Origin of the sequence: Streptomyces sp. NPDC014734, from assembly GCF_043083325.1 — a bacterium.
Lineage (GTDB): Bacteria > Actinomycetota > Actinomycetes > Streptomycetales > Streptomycetaceae > Streptomyces.
In genome coordinates, this window is record NZ_JBIBYN010000022.1 from 137,040 (window position 1) to 152,170 (window position 15,131).

Genomic DNA, 15,131 nt, shown 5'->3' on the forward strand with positions numbered 1-15,131 from the left:
CCGGAGTGGCGCCTCCGCGCCCAGTGCCGTTACCCGGAAGGTTCACCGGCCCGGGCCGCGGCCGTCCAGGTTCGTCCACGATCACCCCACGAACAGATGTGCGTCTTCACCCTGTGCCGCATGAATCGGATACCGAAGCTGTGGGCCGTCGCCTACGGGTCGAACCGCCCCTCGATCCTCCGTCTCGCCGCCCGTCGGACGCTCGGGCTCGGCGCCTTCGTCCGGGCCCTCGCGCTCGCCGACCACCGGCCCTTCACCACCCTCTGAACCATGCGGCAGCCGCCCTCCGGCTGGCGCGCGGTCCCGCGCGGCGCTATCTTGAAACGAACGTTCCAAGTTCTGTCCGTCCCGACCCACCACAACCCCTGGAGGAATCCCGCCCATGACCCTCAACGCCGAGCTGCGCAGCTTCTACGAGGCCCGTCAGCAGCAGATCCCCGCCGAGGTGCGGGAGGTCATGAACCGGGCGGGCCAGGAACTCGCCGCCTCGGGACAGGCCGACACCGCCCTGCCGGTCGGGGCCGAGGCCCCCCGGTTCGTCCTCGGCTCCGCGACCGGCCGGACCGTCTCGCTCGACGAACTGCTCGCCGACGGTCCCGTGGTCCTCACCTTCTACCGCGGCGCGTGGTGCCCCTACTGCAACATCGCCCTGCGCTCGCTCCAGCAGCACCACGCGGACATCACCGCGCGCGGAGCCCGCCTGGTGGCCGTCTCGCCGCAGATCCCCGACGAGTCCCTGTCCCTCACCGAGAAGCACGGCCTCGCGTTCGACGTGCTGAGCGACGTCGGCTCGGACGCGGCGAAGCAGTACGGCCTCGCCTTCGACCTTCCCGACGACCTCGCCGCCGTCTACGACAAGCTCGGGTTCGACCTCCAGCGCGTCAACGGCGGCCACCCGCGCACCCTCCCGCTGCCCGCGACGTACGTCATCGACCGGGACGGCACCATCCGCTGGGCGTTCGTGGACACCGACTACACCGCCCGCGCCGAACCGGCCGACATCCTCGCCGCGCTCGACGCCCTCGCCTGAACGGAACCACCCCCGCCGGAGCGGTCGTCACCGACGCGGGCCGGACGCGCCGAGGCGGCCGTGGCAACGCCCGTTCCCCGGCCGCATCCGCGTTCCCCCGGGCCGCCGGGCGCGTCGGACCGGCGGGCGCCCCGCCCGGGCCACCGGCCGCCGGGCTCCTGCTCGGCGCGCTCGGCGGGGGTGCGCTGGTCGGGACCCTGCTCATCGGCCGCGCCCCGAAACGGGTCTCGGCCACCCGGCTGGCAGTCTGCGGCCGACTCGGCCAGACCGCCGCCTTCACCGTGCTGCCGCTGCCGCCGGGACCCGCCGGGCTGACGGCCGTCCTCGCCGTCGCAGGCTCACCGACGACCAACTCGTCAGCATGGCGGGGCTGTTGCTCTTCGGCGGCTACGAGCCGTCGGCCCAGCTCATCGGCAACACACTGCTCGCCCTGCTCCAGCACCCGGACCAGCCCGACGTACTGCGCGCCGACCCGTCGCTGCTGCCGCGAGCCGCCGAGGAAGCCATCCGGGACGACGGTCCGGTCACCCCCGGACCGAGCCGCTACGCCCTGGACGACGTCGAGATCGGCGGCACGGCCATCCCCAAGGGCTCCTACGTGATCGTCGGCGTCGCCGCCGCCAACCGGGACCCCGACCAGTGGGCCGACCCCGACCGCTTCGACCTCACCCGTCCGGACACCACGCGCCGGCTCGGCTTCGGTCACGGCCTGCACTGCCGCGTCGGTGCGCGCCCGGCCGCGCTGGAGGCCGAAATCGTCCTCGCCACCGCGCTGCGCCGCTTCCCGCGACTGCGCCTCGCCGTCCCCGCCGAGCAACTGCGCCGTCGCGCGGGCTCGGTGCGCGGTCTCGTCGCACTGCCCCTGCGAACGGACTGACGGCGCCGCCCGCCACAGCACGAGCGACGGAGAACCACCGGACGGCGCGCCCCGCCGTCCGGTGGCCGCACTCCGGCCGCCCGGACTTCTCCGGGCCATCCGGAACAAACCAAATCCACCGTCTAATCGAACACAAGTCTACGCGCTACCCCACATGGGGGTGTTGGTCTAAACATAGGGGTACCCCCTACGTCAACTACCATGATAAACATATGACTTGTTCTGGGGGCGGTGCACGCGTTTATTCCGGCCGCAGGCATGTGAGTAAACGAAACTTTTAGGGAAAGTATCTTCGGTACATGGGTGAAAACCGAGAAAACAGCGCATGGATACGCCGATTCCACCCAGCTCCGGAGAGTGGTGTCCGACTATTGTGTCTGCCGCACGCCGGGGGCTCCGCGCCCTTCTACTTCCCGATGTCCAGGGCGCTCTCCCCGGCCGTTGACGTCCTCTGCCTCCAGTACCCCGGACGCCAGGACCGTCGGCAGGACCCGGGGATCGACAACATCCCCGACTACGCGGACGCCATCGTCGCCGAGCTGAAGCCCTGGCTCGATGTGCCGACCGCCTTCTTCGGGCACAGCATGGGGGCCGTCCTCGCCTACGAGGTGGCGCTGCGTCTGGAGCGCGACGGGCTTCCCGGCCCGATCGCCCTGTTCGCGTCCGGTCGGCGGGCACCGTCCCGCTACCGCGAGGAGAACGTGCACCGCCGCGACGACGACGGCATCGTGAAGGAGATGCAGCTCCTGAGCGGCACCGACTCCCGCATCCTCGGCGACGAGGAGATCCTGCGGATGGTGCTGCCCGCGATCCGCAGCGACTACACGGCCGTCGAGACCTACCGCTCCGAGGCCGGAGCCGCGGTGAGCGCCCCGATCACGGTCTTCACCGGTGACAGCGACCCCAGGACCAGCCTCGAAGAGGCCGAGGCGTGGCGCGCCCACACCACCGCCGAATTCGACATCAGGGTTTTCCCCGGCGGTCATTTCTTCCTGGCCAACCACGCGGACGAGATCATCGAGATCATCTCCAAGAGCATTTCCGGGGCCGGCCGAAAGCAGTCCTGACCGGACCACGAATTCGCAATCGACGCACCATTCCTGCGGTCCGGTGTGAATTCCGGACCGCAGGTCGGGGTTCTGGGGGACGAACTCACCTTGGCTGCCAAACTTTTCGAACGTGAAAGCCACCTCGCGACGCTGACCGACATGCTGTGCAGCGCGAGACAGGGCAGGGGACAGCTGGCACTCATCAGCGGCGCCGTCGCCAGCGGAAAGACCGACCTGCTCGACAGGTTCGCCGAACGCGCCCTGGCCGGCGACGTGCTGCTGCTGGAGACCGCCGGATCCCGGTCGGAGCGCGAGCTGCCCTTCGGGCTGCTGAAGAAGGTGTTCGACAACGCCACCATGTCGCCCCGGGCCCGCACCGAGGCGATCGCGCTGCTGGACGGCGTGGACACCGACGAGGAGAGCGACGCCCCCACCCGGCTGCGCACCATGTCGCGCGTCTCCTCGGTCCTCCTGCAACTGGCCGAGGGGCGCCCGCTCGTCATCACGGTCGACGACGTGCACTGGGGCGACAGGCACTCCCTTCAGTTCCTGCTCCACCTGGCCCGCCGGGTACGCCAGGCCAAGGTGCTGGTGGTACTCACCGAGTCCACCCGGCTGCGGCAGGAACAGCTCATGTTCCACGCCGAGTTGCTCCGCCAGCCCAACTGCGGCCGACTGCGGCTCCACATGCTCACCGAGTCGGGCGTCGCACGCGTACTCGGCGCCTGGGTCTCCAGCCCCGTCGCCACCCGGCTGGCCCCCGAGTGCCACCGGCTCACCGGCGGGAACCCGCTGCTGCTGCGCGCCCTCATGGACGACTGGCGGGCCGACGGGGAGCACGGCGAGTCCCTGCAACGTCCCGTCCCGGGTGAGGCGTACGCCCAGGCCGTGCTCGGCTGCCTGCACCGCGGCGTCCCCGACGCGCTGACCATCGCCCAGGGCATCGCGGTCCTCGGCGACGCGAACTGCCCGGTGCTGCTGAGCGAACTGCTCGGCCTGAACGCCGGCGCCGTCGAACAGGGGGTGCAGGACCTGCACCAGAGCGCGCTGCTGGAGGGCGGGACCTTCCGCGCTCCCGCCGCGCGCACCGCCGTGCTCGCCGCCGCCCCCGCCACCACCCTCGCCGCACTGCACCGGCGGGCCGCCCAACTGCTCCACAGCGACGGCGCCGCCGTGCTCGAAGTCGCCCGGCACCTGGTCGCCGCCCGGTGGGACGCCGAGCGGTGGGCCGTACCCGTACTGCGCGAGGCGGCCGAGTACGCCCTCGTGGAGGAGGAACTGGAATTCGCCCTGCGCTGCCTGGAACTCGCCCACTCCGCAAGCCAGGACGGACCCGCGCGGGCGGCCCTGAAGACGCGGTTGGTCAGTGTCGCCTGGCGGCTGGGCCCCGTATCGGCCGAGACGCATCTGCCGCAGCTCGCCGACGAGTTGGAGGCCGGACGCGTCGCCTCGCGGGATCTGGCGCTGTCCGTCTCCTACCTCCTCTGGTCCGGACGGCTGGAGCAGGCGGCGGACGCCGTCGCCCGGCTGTCCGCCGACGGGAGGACCGCTTCTGGCAGGCCGGGCGGGACCGCGGGTGAGGACGCGTGGGGCGCGGCCCTGGCCGCCACCGCACAGTGGCTGACCGCGGTCAGCCCCCCGCTGCGCAACCGCGTCCCCACCCTCGGCGCCGTGGACCGGGCGACGGCCACCGGCCCGCGCGACCTGGCGGGCGAGGCGTACGCGCAGTCCGCCGCGGCCCTGACCGCCGCCCTCGGCTCGGGCCAGACCCATCGCGCGGTGTTCGAGGCCGAACGCGTACTCCAGCGCTACCACCTGTCGGACAACGCCCTGCAGCCGCTGGCGTTCGCCCTGATGGCCCTCGTCTACGCCGAACGGATCGATCTCGCCCAGACCTGGTGCGAACGACTGTTGGGCGAGTGTGCGAGCCGGCAGGTTCCCACCTGGCAGGCGGTGCTGTCCGCGGTACGGGCCGAGATCGCGCTGCGGCAGGGCGACCTGACGGTCGCGGCGCACCAGGCACGGACCGCGCTCTCCCGAATATCCCCGGCGGGCTGGGGCGTCGCCATCAGCCTGCCACTGGCCACCCTGATCGAGGCCGAAACCGGCATGGGCCGCTACGACGAGGCCATGATGCTGCTGGAACACCCGGTTCCCGACGGGCTGTTCCAGACCCTGCTGGGGCTGCACTACCTACGAGCCCGCGGCCGCTACCACCTGGCGACCGGCCGGTACCACGCCGCCCTGGGGGACTTCGACGCCTGCGGCGACCTGATGACCGCCTGGCGGGTGGACACCCCGCATCTGGTTCCGTGGCGGATGGACGCCGCCGAGACCTGGCTGGCCCTGGACGAGACCGAGCGGGCCTACGCGCTCGCCGAGGAACAGATGCGACGCAGCCCGGGGAACCGGGGACTGCGCGGCGCGCTGCTGCTGATCCTGGCCCGGGGCGACGACCTCAGGCGCCGCCTTCCCCGCCTCAAGGAGGCCGTCGAGATTCTGGAGAACGGCGACAACCGACTCCGGCTCGCGCACGCGCTCGGCGAACTCGGACGTGGTTACCGTGCGTTGGGCGACTTCAACCGGGCACGGGTGCTGGTGCGCAAGGCGTGGCACGTCGCCAAGGCGTGCGGGGCGGAGCCCCTGTGCCGCCAGCTCATCCCCAGCCACGGGGAAGGGGCGGAGACAGCAGCCCCGGCCGCGCAGGCGGCCGGTGACGCCGCTCAGCCGGAGGTCGACGCGCTCACGGAGGCGGAGGCACGCGTCGCCCTCCTGGCCGCGCACGGCAACACCAACCGGGAGATCGCGTCCAAGCTGTATGTCACCGTGAGCACGGTGGAGCAGCATCTCACCAGGATCTACCGGAAGTTGAAGGTGAAGCGGCGTCGGGACCTGCCCGCGAAGCTCGCGGACAGCAGCCTCACCGGGATCGCCTGAGGCCCGTCCCGCGGCGGAGTGCCGGATTCCCCGTTCCCTCGTCCTCCGTTTCCCCGTTCCGCGTTCAGCTTCGGCGGGGGTTCGAAGAAGGCCGCGGAGCCCTCTTCGAGCGCCCGTCCGGGCGGCCGGAACCGGGCCCCGGTCGAAGACGCGCCTCGGAGCCTGCCGGCGGTCACACCGACAGGCTCTCAGGACAGCAGGCCGCGCTCCATCGCCGTCATCACCGCCGCCGTGCGGTCGGATACGCCCAACTTCTTGAACGAGCGCAGCAGATGGGTCTTGACCGTGGCCTCGCCGATGAAGAGGCGGGAGCCGATCTCGGCGTTGGTCAGGCCCAGGCTGACGAGGCCGAGGACCTCGCGTTCCCGGCCGGAGAGCGGGGAGGGCTCGACGACACGCGGCCGGAAGAGCTTGCCCGCCAGCGACGGGGTCAGGACCGTCTCGCCGCGGGCGGCGTTGCGTACCGCGTCGACGAGCTCCTGCCGCGAACTGCCCTTGAGCAGATAGCCGGAGGCGCCGGCCTCGACCGCGCGAAGGATGTCGGCGTCATCCTCGTAGGTGGTGACGATGACGACCCTGGTACCGGGGCAGAGGCGCAGGATCTGGCCGGTGGCGGCGACACCGTCCATGGCACCCATGCGCAGGTCCAGCAGGGCGATGTCGGGGCGGAGGTCGACGGCCCGGACGACCGCCTCCTCGCCGGACCCGGCCTGGCCGACGACACTGATGCCCTCGGCGGACTCCAGCATGGCGCTCAGCCCCTCGCGCACCACCGGATGGTCGTCGGCGAGCAGCACCCTGATCGTCGCCGTCTCAGCCACTGAACGCCTCCTGGCCGACCGCGCCGAGCGGGGCAGTCACTTCGATCGTGGTGCCCCGGCCGGGGCTGCTGCTGACGGTGGCCGAGCCGTTGATCTCCGCGGCCCTCGCCTGCATGCCGCGCAGGCCGTATCCGTCCTGTTCCCCGTCGGGGGTGAAGCCCTGACCGTCGTCGCGGACGACGAGACGGACGGTGTCCTCCTCGAAGGCGACGGTCACCTCGACCGCCCGGGCCCGGCCTGCGTGCTTGCGCACATTGGCGATGGCCTCCTGCACCGAGCGCAACAGGACGACATTGACCGTCATGGGCAACGGCTTCTCCGTGCCCTCGACGGTGCAGCGCACATCCAGGCCGGTCTCCGCCATCAGCCCGTCCGCCTGTCTGCGCACCGCCTGCACCAGCGAACTGCCGCGCAGCGAGGGCGGGGTGAGGGCGGTGACGAAGTCACGCGCCTCGGCGAGCGACTCCTTGGCCACCCGGCCGGCCAGCGCCAGATGGGCGCGAGCCCGTTGGGGATCGTGCTCCAGCTCCGAATCGACCGTCTGGACCAGGCCGATGATGCTGGTGAGGCCCTGCGCGATCGTGTCGTGGATCTCCCTCGCCAGCCGTTCCCGCTCGGCGGAGATCCCGGCCTCGTGGGAGAGCCTGGCCACCCGCTCGCGGCTGCGCCGGAGCTCCTCGATCAGACCACCGCGCGCCTTGCTCTGGCGCACCACCCGTTTGATCCACATCCCGAGGAGGGTGGACAGCCCGACGCTCAGCAACGAGAAGGGCAGCACCTGGATCACCCCGAGGCCCAGGTCCTCCTCGCGTACCCACACCACCAGCACCGGCCAGAGATTGGCCATCACGACCACCACGACCGCCTGCCGCATCGGCAGACTCATGATGAGCATGGGAACGACCGCGAACATCGCGAAGGCACCGGACAGGGTGAACGACGTCACCACGGCCAACAGCACCAACAGGACACTCGCGAAGACCAGGTTCCGGGGTCCGACGGCGTCGTCGCGGATCATCAGGGGCCGGCCGAATCCCGCGTACCAGGGCACGATCAGGGTAAGGGCGCCGATGGCCACGGCATGGGTGCCGGAGCCGATCAGCAGAGTGGCCGTGACGAAGTAGGAGAGCGCGAAGAAGCCGTCCCACAGACCGAACCAGCGGGTTCCGGACTCGGGGCCGTAGTACGCGCCGTCCTGCGACGCATGGTGCTGCCGAGCCCGTGGAACACCACGTCGAGAATGAGTGCGCACGCCCATAGTCCTACCACGTGTGTCCACCGTGTCCACCGTCCGGTGGACAGCCGGAACCCACCGTTCAGTCGTCTCCGCGACCGGTGCCGCGGGCCTAGCGTGGGTACCCAGGACACCGCCCGAGCGGTGCGCCGAAGTCAAGAACCGATCCGCCGCAGGAGACCTCGCACATGGACCAGTTGAGCCAGTTCGTCACCGCTCTCATCGCCAGCGGAACGATTCTGATCATTATTCTGGCCACGGACATCGGACACCGCCAGATCACCACCATGCGCATGGTGCGCTCGGTGCTCGCCGTCGCTGTCGTCATCGCCATCTTCGTGCACTCGTTCCCCACCCTCGGGAACGACGTGTCGTTCCAGTTCGTCGGTGTGGGGATCGGTGTGATCGCCGGTCTGATCGCCGGGGCGCTGCTGCCCGCCTACCGTCACGAGTCCGGTCAGATCTACACCATCGGGGGGATCGGCTACGCGCTGGTGTGGGTTGTACTCTCCAGTGGCCGCGTGATCTTCGCCTACGGTGCCGAGCACTGGTTCACCGAGGACCTGATCCGCTTCTCCATCGACTACAAGATCAGCGGTCCGGACACCTACGCCAACGCCTTCGTCTTCATGTCCCTGGCCATGGTCCTGACCCGGACCGCCGTCCTGCTGACCAAGATGCGCAAGGTGCGTGCCGCCGAGGCGGCGCAGAACCCGGCCGCGGAGTCCCGGAGCGGCAGCGGCGCGGCACTCTGAATACTGTGGGGTGCTGAGGCGGCCGACGTGTTCGGCTTCCTCAACACCCCATGATCAGAACAACATGACAGCTCATCAGCTCGGCGATCCGCCTTGACGCAAGAACTTGGGTGAAGCAGCAGTGGACAGCATGGAAGATGTGAGGCTCCGGCCGCCCCGGCACCGGGTGGGGAGCCGCGCGATCGGCTGGTGGACCGTGCAGTCGGCGCTGCTCGCCGTACCTCTTCCGCTCACGTTCGGAATCCTGTGGGCCTCCATTCCCCCCACCCGGGAATTCTTCATGTGGGCGACACTGATCTCGCTGCTGCCCGGCCTGATCTACACGGCCGTGATGCCGACCTGGCGCTACCGGGTGCACCGGTGGGAGGTCACCGACGAGGCGGTCTACGCGGCCTCCGGCTGGCTGTGGCAGCAGTGGCGCGTGGTGCCGCTGTCCCGGGTGCAGACGGTGGACACCCTGCGTGGCCCGGTCCAGCAGATGTTCGGTCTCTCCGGTGTCACCGTGACCACCGCCTCCGCCTCCGGAGCCGTGAAGATCAAGGGCATCGAACACAAGGTCGCCGAGGAACTGGTCGAGCATCTGACCCGGTTCACCCAGGCCACCGCAGAGGACGCGACATGAGCGCCCCGAACACCGTGCGGCGGGCGGCACACGCGGCACCGCAGTGGGGACGGCTCGACTCCCGGCTGATCCCGGTCAATCTCGCCGTCCTGGCCGCACCGGTCGCTATGTTCCTGGTGACCGTCCTGATCACCAGGAAGACCAACCTTCAGGTACTGATCACCCTCGCTTCCCTCTTCCTCACCCTCCTGGTCATCAGCGGCATCAGCCTGATGCGGCTGTTCACCACCCGGTACCGGGTCACCGACGACCTTGTGGAACTCCAGTCCGGCCTCCTGTTCCGCAGCCGTCGCTCGATCCCGGTCGACCGCATCCGCAGCGTCGACCTGACCGCCAACCCGCTGCACCGGATCTTCGGACTCACCAAGCTCACCATCGGCACCGGCGAACAGGGCGTCTCCGCGGGCCAGCGACTGGCGCTGGACGGCATCGGCAAGGCGGACGCCGCCGAGCTGCGCCGGCAACTGATCGAGCGCCGGGACGCCCGGCGCGGCCTGGCCACCGTCGCCGTGGACGACGGGCCGATCAGCGAACTGGACTGGTCGTGGCTGAAGTACGGCCCGCTGAGCGTCTGGGGCGTCGGCGGTGTCTTCATCGCCGTGGCCAGCGTCTACCGCACCCTGCGCGAGCTGAAGGTGGACCCGCTGGAGCTCGGGGTCGTCAAGGACCTCCAGGACCGTTTCGGCTCGGTCCCGCTGTGGTACGGGATCCTCGTCGTCCTGGCCGTCGTGGTCGTCCTCGGGATCATCGGCTCCACCGCCACCTTCATCGAGAGCTGGTCCGGCTACCAACTGGCCCGCGAGGAAGGCGGAATGTTCCGCGTCCGCCGTGGACTGTTCGTCACCCGCTCCGTCAGCATCGAGAAGCGGCGGCTGCGCGGCGTGGAACTTGTCGAGCCGATCCCGCTGCGCTGGGCCGGAGCGGCGAAGCTCAACGCCGTCGCCAGCGGCCTGGGCAACCGCGAGGACAACCGGAGGCGGAGCGTCCTGACCCCGCCCGTGCCCCGCGACGAGGCCCGCCGGGTGGCGGCCGCGGTGCTGGACGAGCACCCCTCCCTGACCGTCCGGGACGGGCTGACCCGCCACCCCCGGGCCGCCCTGCGCCGCCGCGTCAACCGGGCGGTGATCTGGTCGGTGCTGATCGGCGCCGTGCCCTTCGGTCTCGGCCTGTGGCTCGGCCGCGGACTGGTGACCGTCGGCTGGATCACCGCAGCGGTCCTGGTCCCGGTCCTGTCGGTCTTCGCGTTCAACGCCTACCGGACCCTCGGCCACGGCATCCGGGGCGGTTATCTCGTGGCCAGCGCGGGAACGTTCGCCCACCGCACCGTCGCCCTCCAGCGGGACGGGATCATCGGCTGGCGCATCACCCGGACACCCTTCCAGCGGCGCGCCGGACTGTTCACCCTCGGTGCCGCCACGGCGGCCGGAGAGGGCGTCTACAAGGTCCGTGACGTCTCCACCGGCCAGGGCATCGCCCTCGCCGAGCAAGCGGTGCCGCAGCTCCTCCTGCCCTTCCTGGAACGCGCACCCCGGTCCGCCCGCCGCGGCTGACCGACCTCAGACCAACTGGCGATCCCCCGAGAGGTGGAGGGACGGCCGAAAGGCCGCCCCTCCACCTCTGAATTGCTTGCCTGTGCCGGAATTCTCGTGCACTCTGGTGAATTACGCGCCGCTCTCCGAAGCCGCCCCACGAATAAGGGACTCCAGGAAAAAGTAGGGGTCCATAGGGGGTTTGAAGGGGTTTCTGGGGGGCCTGCCCTGTGCAAGGCTGGTCCACGGTCTTGGTTTATTTCTGCAGGTTATGGGGCGCGCGATGATGAGTGAGTCCGAGGATTTCACGCCCGAGAACACCGAAAAGCGGGACGAGGTTCCCCACACGGTGTCGTGGCAGGGGCTACTCGCGGACCTGCCGGAGGCCGAGCGCGTCGAAACCGCCCTGGAACTGGTCGGCGACCTGATCACCGCCGCCCTTCGGGACAACGCCCCCGACCTGCTCGACCCGCACCGTCCCTTCCAGGACCTGGGCTTCGACTCGATCGCCGCGGTCGACCTGCACAGCCGTCTCACCGCCGCCACCGGGCTCCGGCTGCCCGTCACGCTCGCCTTCGACCACCCCACCCCCGCCCAACTGGCCCGCCACGTCCTGGCCGAGCTGGGGCTCGGCGACGGCCCCGACAGCGCCGAGGCCACCGCCAGGGCGGCCTTCGCCGACGGCGAGCCCATCGCCATCGTCGGAATGAGCTGCCGCTTTCCCGGCGACGTGCAATCCCCGGAAGAACTCTGGGAAATCGTCGCCGAAGGCCGCGACGTCATATCCGAATTCCCGACGGGCCGCGGCTGGGACCTCACCACCCTTTACGACCCCGATCCGGAACGGTCCGGCAGCAGCTACACCCGCGAAGGCGGATTCCTCCACGACGCCGATCGGTTCGATCCGGCATTCTTCGGCATTTCGCCGCGCGAGGCGCTGGCCATGGACCCGCAGCAGCGGCTGCTGCTGGAGACGTCCTGGGAGGCGTTCGAACGGGCCGGCATCGACCCCACCACCCTCCGCGGGGGCCACACCGGCGTGTTCGTCGGCGCCGAACAGCAGGACTACGGCCCGCGCCTGCACGAGGCCGAGGAGGGCTTCGAGGGCTATCTGGTGACCGGCAACGCCGCCAGTGTCGCCTCCGGCCGAATCGCCTACACCTTCGGCTTCGAGGGCCCCACCGTCACCATCGACACCGCGTGCTCCTCCTCCCTGGTGGCGCTGCACCTCGCGGTACAGGCACTGCGAGCCGGGGAATGCTCGCTGGCCCTGGCCGGCGGCGTCGCCGTCATGGCCAACCCCGGCTCGTTCATCGCCTTCAGCCGCCAGCGCGGCCTGGCGCCCGACGGCCGCTGCAAGCCGTTCGCCGCCGCCGCCGACGGAACGGCCTGGGGCGAGGGCGTCGGCATGCTGCTCGTGGAACGCCTCCGCGACGCGCGCGAGCGCGGTCACCGGGTACTCGCGGTCGTCCGCGGAACCGCGATCAACCAGGACGGCGCCAGCAACGGCCTCACCGCCCCCAGCGGCCCCGCCCAGCAGCGCGTCATCCGGCAGGCACTGGCCAACGCCGGACTGACCACGTCGGACGTGGACGCCGTCGAGGCGCACGGCACGGGGACGACGCTGGGCGACCCGATCGAGGCGCAGGCACTGCTGGCCACCTACGGCCAAGACCGCCCCGAGGGCCGTCCGCTGTGGCTGGGCTCGCTGAAGTCCAACCTCGGCCACACCCAGTCCGCGGCCGGTGTCGGCGGCATCATCAAGATGGTCATGGCGATGCGGCACGAGACATTGCCCAAGACCCTGCACGTGGACGCGCCCACCCCGCACGTCGACTGGTCGGCGGGCGACATCCAACTGCTGACCGAGGCCCGCGACTGGCCGCGCGCCGAGGAACGCGTGCTCCGGGCAGGCATCTCCTCGTTCGGCATGAGCGGCACCAACGCCCACGCCATCATCGAGCAGCCGCCGACGGCCGACGCGTCGGAGGGGTCCGACGGGACGGAGGAGCAGCCGCCCGCCGCCGGAACCGGGGCGCGACCCACCGGGCAGGCTCCCGCCGTCCTTCCCTGGGTCCTCTCCGCCAAGACCGGGTCCGCACTGCGCGAGCAGGCCGAACGGCTGCGGGAGCACCTGGAGACCGACCCGGACCTCGCCCTCACCGACGTCGGCCACTCGCTGGCCACCACCCGCGCCGGCTTCGAACACCGCGCCGTGCTCGTCGCCGACGACCGTTCGGGCTTCCGCGACGCACTGCGCGCCCTGGCCGACGGTGCGCCGTCCCCGGCCGTGGTCGAGGGCCGACCCGCCACCGGCAAATCCGCGTTCCTTTTCACCGGCCAGGGCAGTCAGCGTCTGGGCATGGGACGCGAGCTGTACGCGACGTACCCGGCTTTCGCCGACGCGCTGGACGACGCCGCCTGGTACCTCGACGAGCAGCTGGAACTGCCCCTGCTGGACGTCCTCTTCGCCGAACCGGACTCTCCACGGGCCGCCCTGCTCGACCGCACCGACTACACCCAGCCCGCACTGTTCGCGGTCGAGGTCGCCCTCTACCGCCTGGTGGAGACCTGGGGACTGCGCCCCGACCTGCTCGCCGGTCACTCCATCGGTGAACTCGCCGCCGCCCACGTGGCGGGTGTCCTCTCGCTGGACGACGCCTGCGCGCTGGTCGCCGCCCGGGGCCGGCTGATGCGGGAACTGCCCGCCGGTGGGGCCATGGTGGCCCTGCAGGCGTCCGAGGAGGAGGTGCTGCCGCTGCTGAACGACCGCGTCGGCATCGCCGCCGTCAACGGACCCGCCTCCGTCGTCGTCTCCGGCGACGAGAACGCCGTCACCGGGATCGCCGACGCCTTCCGCGCCCGGGGCCGCAAGACCAAGCGGCTCACCGTGAGCCATGCCTTCCATTCCCCGCTGATGGACGGCATGCTCACCGAATTCCGGCGCGTCGCCCAGGTGCTGAAGTACTCCCCGCCGCGTATCCCCGTCGTCTCCCTCGTCACCGGCCGCCCCGCCACCGCCGAGGAGCTGTGCTCGCCCGAGTACTGGGTGCGGCACGTGCGGGACGCGGTGCGCTTCCTGGACGGAATGCACACCCTCGCGGAGAAGGGCGTCTCCACCTTCGTCGAGATCGGCCCCGACGCCGTACTCACGGCGATGGCCCAGGACTGCCTGCCGGAGGACCGGGACGCGGTGTTCGTCCCCGCGCTGCGCGGCGGCCGACCGGAGGCCGAGACCGTGACGCTGGCCGTCGCGCGTGCCCATGTCCGCGGGAAGAAGGCCGACTGGAGCGCCGTGTACGCCGGCACCGGTGCCCGCCGCGTCGACCTGCCCACCTACGCCTTCCAGCGACAGCCCTACTGGATGGCCACCCCGTCCGGCTCCGGGCAGGGCTCCGTCGCCGCCACCACCGTTGCCGACCCGGCCGACGAGCGGTTCTGGGAGGTGGTTGAGCGTGGTGATGTGGTGGGGTTGGCTGCTGAGTTGGATGTTGATCCTGGGTTGTCGTTGGGTGATGTGTTGCCGGCGTTGTCGTTGTGGCGGCGGCAGCGTGCTGAGCGTGTGGTGGTTGATGGGTGGCGTTATCGGGCGGTGTGGAAGCCGTTGAGTGGTGGTTCTGTGGGTTCTGGTTTGTTGGGTGGTGTGTGGTTGGTTGTGGTTCCGGCGGGCGTTGTTTCGTCGGGTGTGGTTTCGTCGGGTGTGGGTGGTTGGGTCGGGGATGTGGTGGGGGCTTTGTCGGGGTGTGGTGCGCGGGTGGAGTTGGTTGAGGTGGGGGTGGGGGTTGATCGTGTGGGTGTGGTGGAGCGGTTGGGTGCTGTGGGTGTGGATGTGGGTGCGGTGTCGGGTGTGGTCTCGTTGTTGGGTGTTGAGGGTGTTGAGGGTGTTGAGGGTGTGGGTGTGTCTGGTGTGTCTGGTGTGTCTGGTGTTTCGGGTGTGGTGGGGTTGGTTGGTTTGTTGCAGGGGTTGGGTGATGTGGGTGTGGTGGCGCCGTTGTGGGTGTTGACGCGTGGTGCGGTGTCGGTGGGTCGTTTTGATGGTGTGGTGGATCCGGGGCAGGCGTTGGTGTGGGGTTTGGGTCGGGTTGCGGCGTTGGAGTTTCCGGAGCGGTGGGGTGGTTTGGTTGATTTGCCGGAGGTGTTGGATGGTCGGGGTGCTGTGCGGTTGGGTGGTGTGTTGGCTGGTGGTGGTGTTGAGGATCAGGTGGCGGTTCGTTCTTCGGGTGTGTTCGGTCGTCGTTTGATTCGTGCGGGTGCTGGGTCTGCTGGGTCTGCTGGGT

10 protein-coding genes and 1 pseudogene are annotated in these 15,131 nt (G+C 70.4%); 9 read left to right on the forward strand and 2 right to left on the reverse strand.

The genetic code is table 11. The features are described 5' to 3' along the window. Positions 1 to 120 precede the first annotated feature (120 nt). The 5 genes from ACF1CT_RS29265 to ACF1CT_RS29285 all read left to right on the forward strand — a co-directional run bounded on the left by ACF1CT_RS29265 (position 121) and on the right by ACF1CT_RS29285 (position 5,893). A complete protein-coding gene (locus ACF1CT_RS29265; RefSeq protein ID WP_391786976.1) occupies positions 121 to 267 on the forward strand; it encodes a hypothetical protein in 147 nt (48 codons plus the stop codon). Positions 268 to 382: 115 nt separating this feature from the next. Next, positions 383 to 1,030 carry a peroxiredoxin-like family protein gene (locus ACF1CT_RS29270; protein ID WP_391786977.1) on the forward strand — a complete coding sequence of 216 codons (648 nt, stop codon included), beginning with the start codon at positions 383 to 385 and terminating at the stop codon, positions 1,028 to 1,030. 361 nt (positions 1,031 to 1,391) lie between these two features. Beyond that, on the forward strand, positions 1,392 to 1,907 hold the full coding sequence (locus tag ACF1CT_RS29275) for a cytochrome P450 (RefSeq protein WP_391786978.1): 516 nt from the start codon (positions 1,392 to 1,394) through the stop codon (positions 1,905 to 1,907). A gap of 299 nt (positions 1,908 to 2,206) precedes the next feature. Further along, positions 2,207 to 2,974, forward strand: coding sequence for a thioesterase II family protein (locus ACF1CT_RS29280; protein WP_391786979.1), 768 nt, complete (start codon positions 2,207 to 2,209; stop codon positions 2,972 to 2,974). 90 nt (positions 2,975 to 3,064) lie between these two features. Then, positions 3,065 to 5,893, forward strand: a complete 2,829-nt coding sequence (locus ACF1CT_RS29285) for an AAA family ATPase (protein ID WP_391786980.1) — start codon at positions 3,065 to 3,067, stop codon at positions 5,891 to 5,893. A 188-nt stretch (positions 5,894 to 6,081) separates the two neighbouring features. Here the strand turns inward: ACF1CT_RS29285 and ACF1CT_RS29290 are convergent, their stop codons facing one another. Together ACF1CT_RS29290 and ACF1CT_RS29295 are read right to left on the reverse strand one after the other, a co-directional pair. Then, complete coding sequence (locus ACF1CT_RS29290) at positions 6,082 to 6,714, reverse strand: response regulator (protein ID WP_391786981.1); 633 nt, start codon at positions 6,712 to 6,714, stop codon at positions 6,082 to 6,084. Next, entirely contained in the window at positions 6,707 to 7,972 is a 1,266-nt protein-coding gene (locus tag ACF1CT_RS29295) for a sensor histidine kinase (protein ID WP_391786982.1), read from the reverse strand. Before ACF1CT_RS29295 ends, ACF1CT_RS29290 begins: the two co-directional genes overlap by 8 nt. A 164-nt stretch (positions 7,973 to 8,136) precedes the next feature. Here ACF1CT_RS29295 and ACF1CT_RS29300 point away from each other — a divergent pair, with 164 nt between their 5' ends. The 4 genes and pseudogenes from ACF1CT_RS29300 to ACF1CT_RS29315 form a co-directional block, all read left to right on the forward strand. Next, complete coding sequence (locus tag ACF1CT_RS29300; RefSeq protein WP_391786983.1) at positions 8,137 to 8,703, forward strand: hypothetical protein; 567 nt, start codon at positions 8,137 to 8,139, stop codon at positions 8,701 to 8,703. Between the two features lie 130 nt (positions 8,704 to 8,833). Then, the gene (locus ACF1CT_RS29305) at positions 8,834 to 9,325 is read left to right on the forward strand and encodes a PH domain-containing protein (RefSeq protein WP_376241938.1); all 492 of its coding nucleotides are present in this window, start codon (positions 8,834 to 8,836) and stop codon (positions 9,323 to 9,325) included. Then, positions 9,322 to 10,875 (forward strand): PH domain-containing protein, encoded by a 1,554-nt coding sequence (locus ACF1CT_RS29310; protein ID WP_391786984.1) that lies wholly within the window; start codon positions 9,322 to 9,324, stop codon positions 10,873 to 10,875. Before ACF1CT_RS29305 ends, ACF1CT_RS29310 begins: the two co-directional genes overlap by 4 nt. Before the next feature lie 340 nt (positions 10,876 to 11,215). Next, positions 11,216 to 15,131, forward strand: a pseudogene (locus tag ACF1CT_RS29315) (beta-ketoacyl synthase N-terminal-like domain-containing protein); the annotation flags it as partial.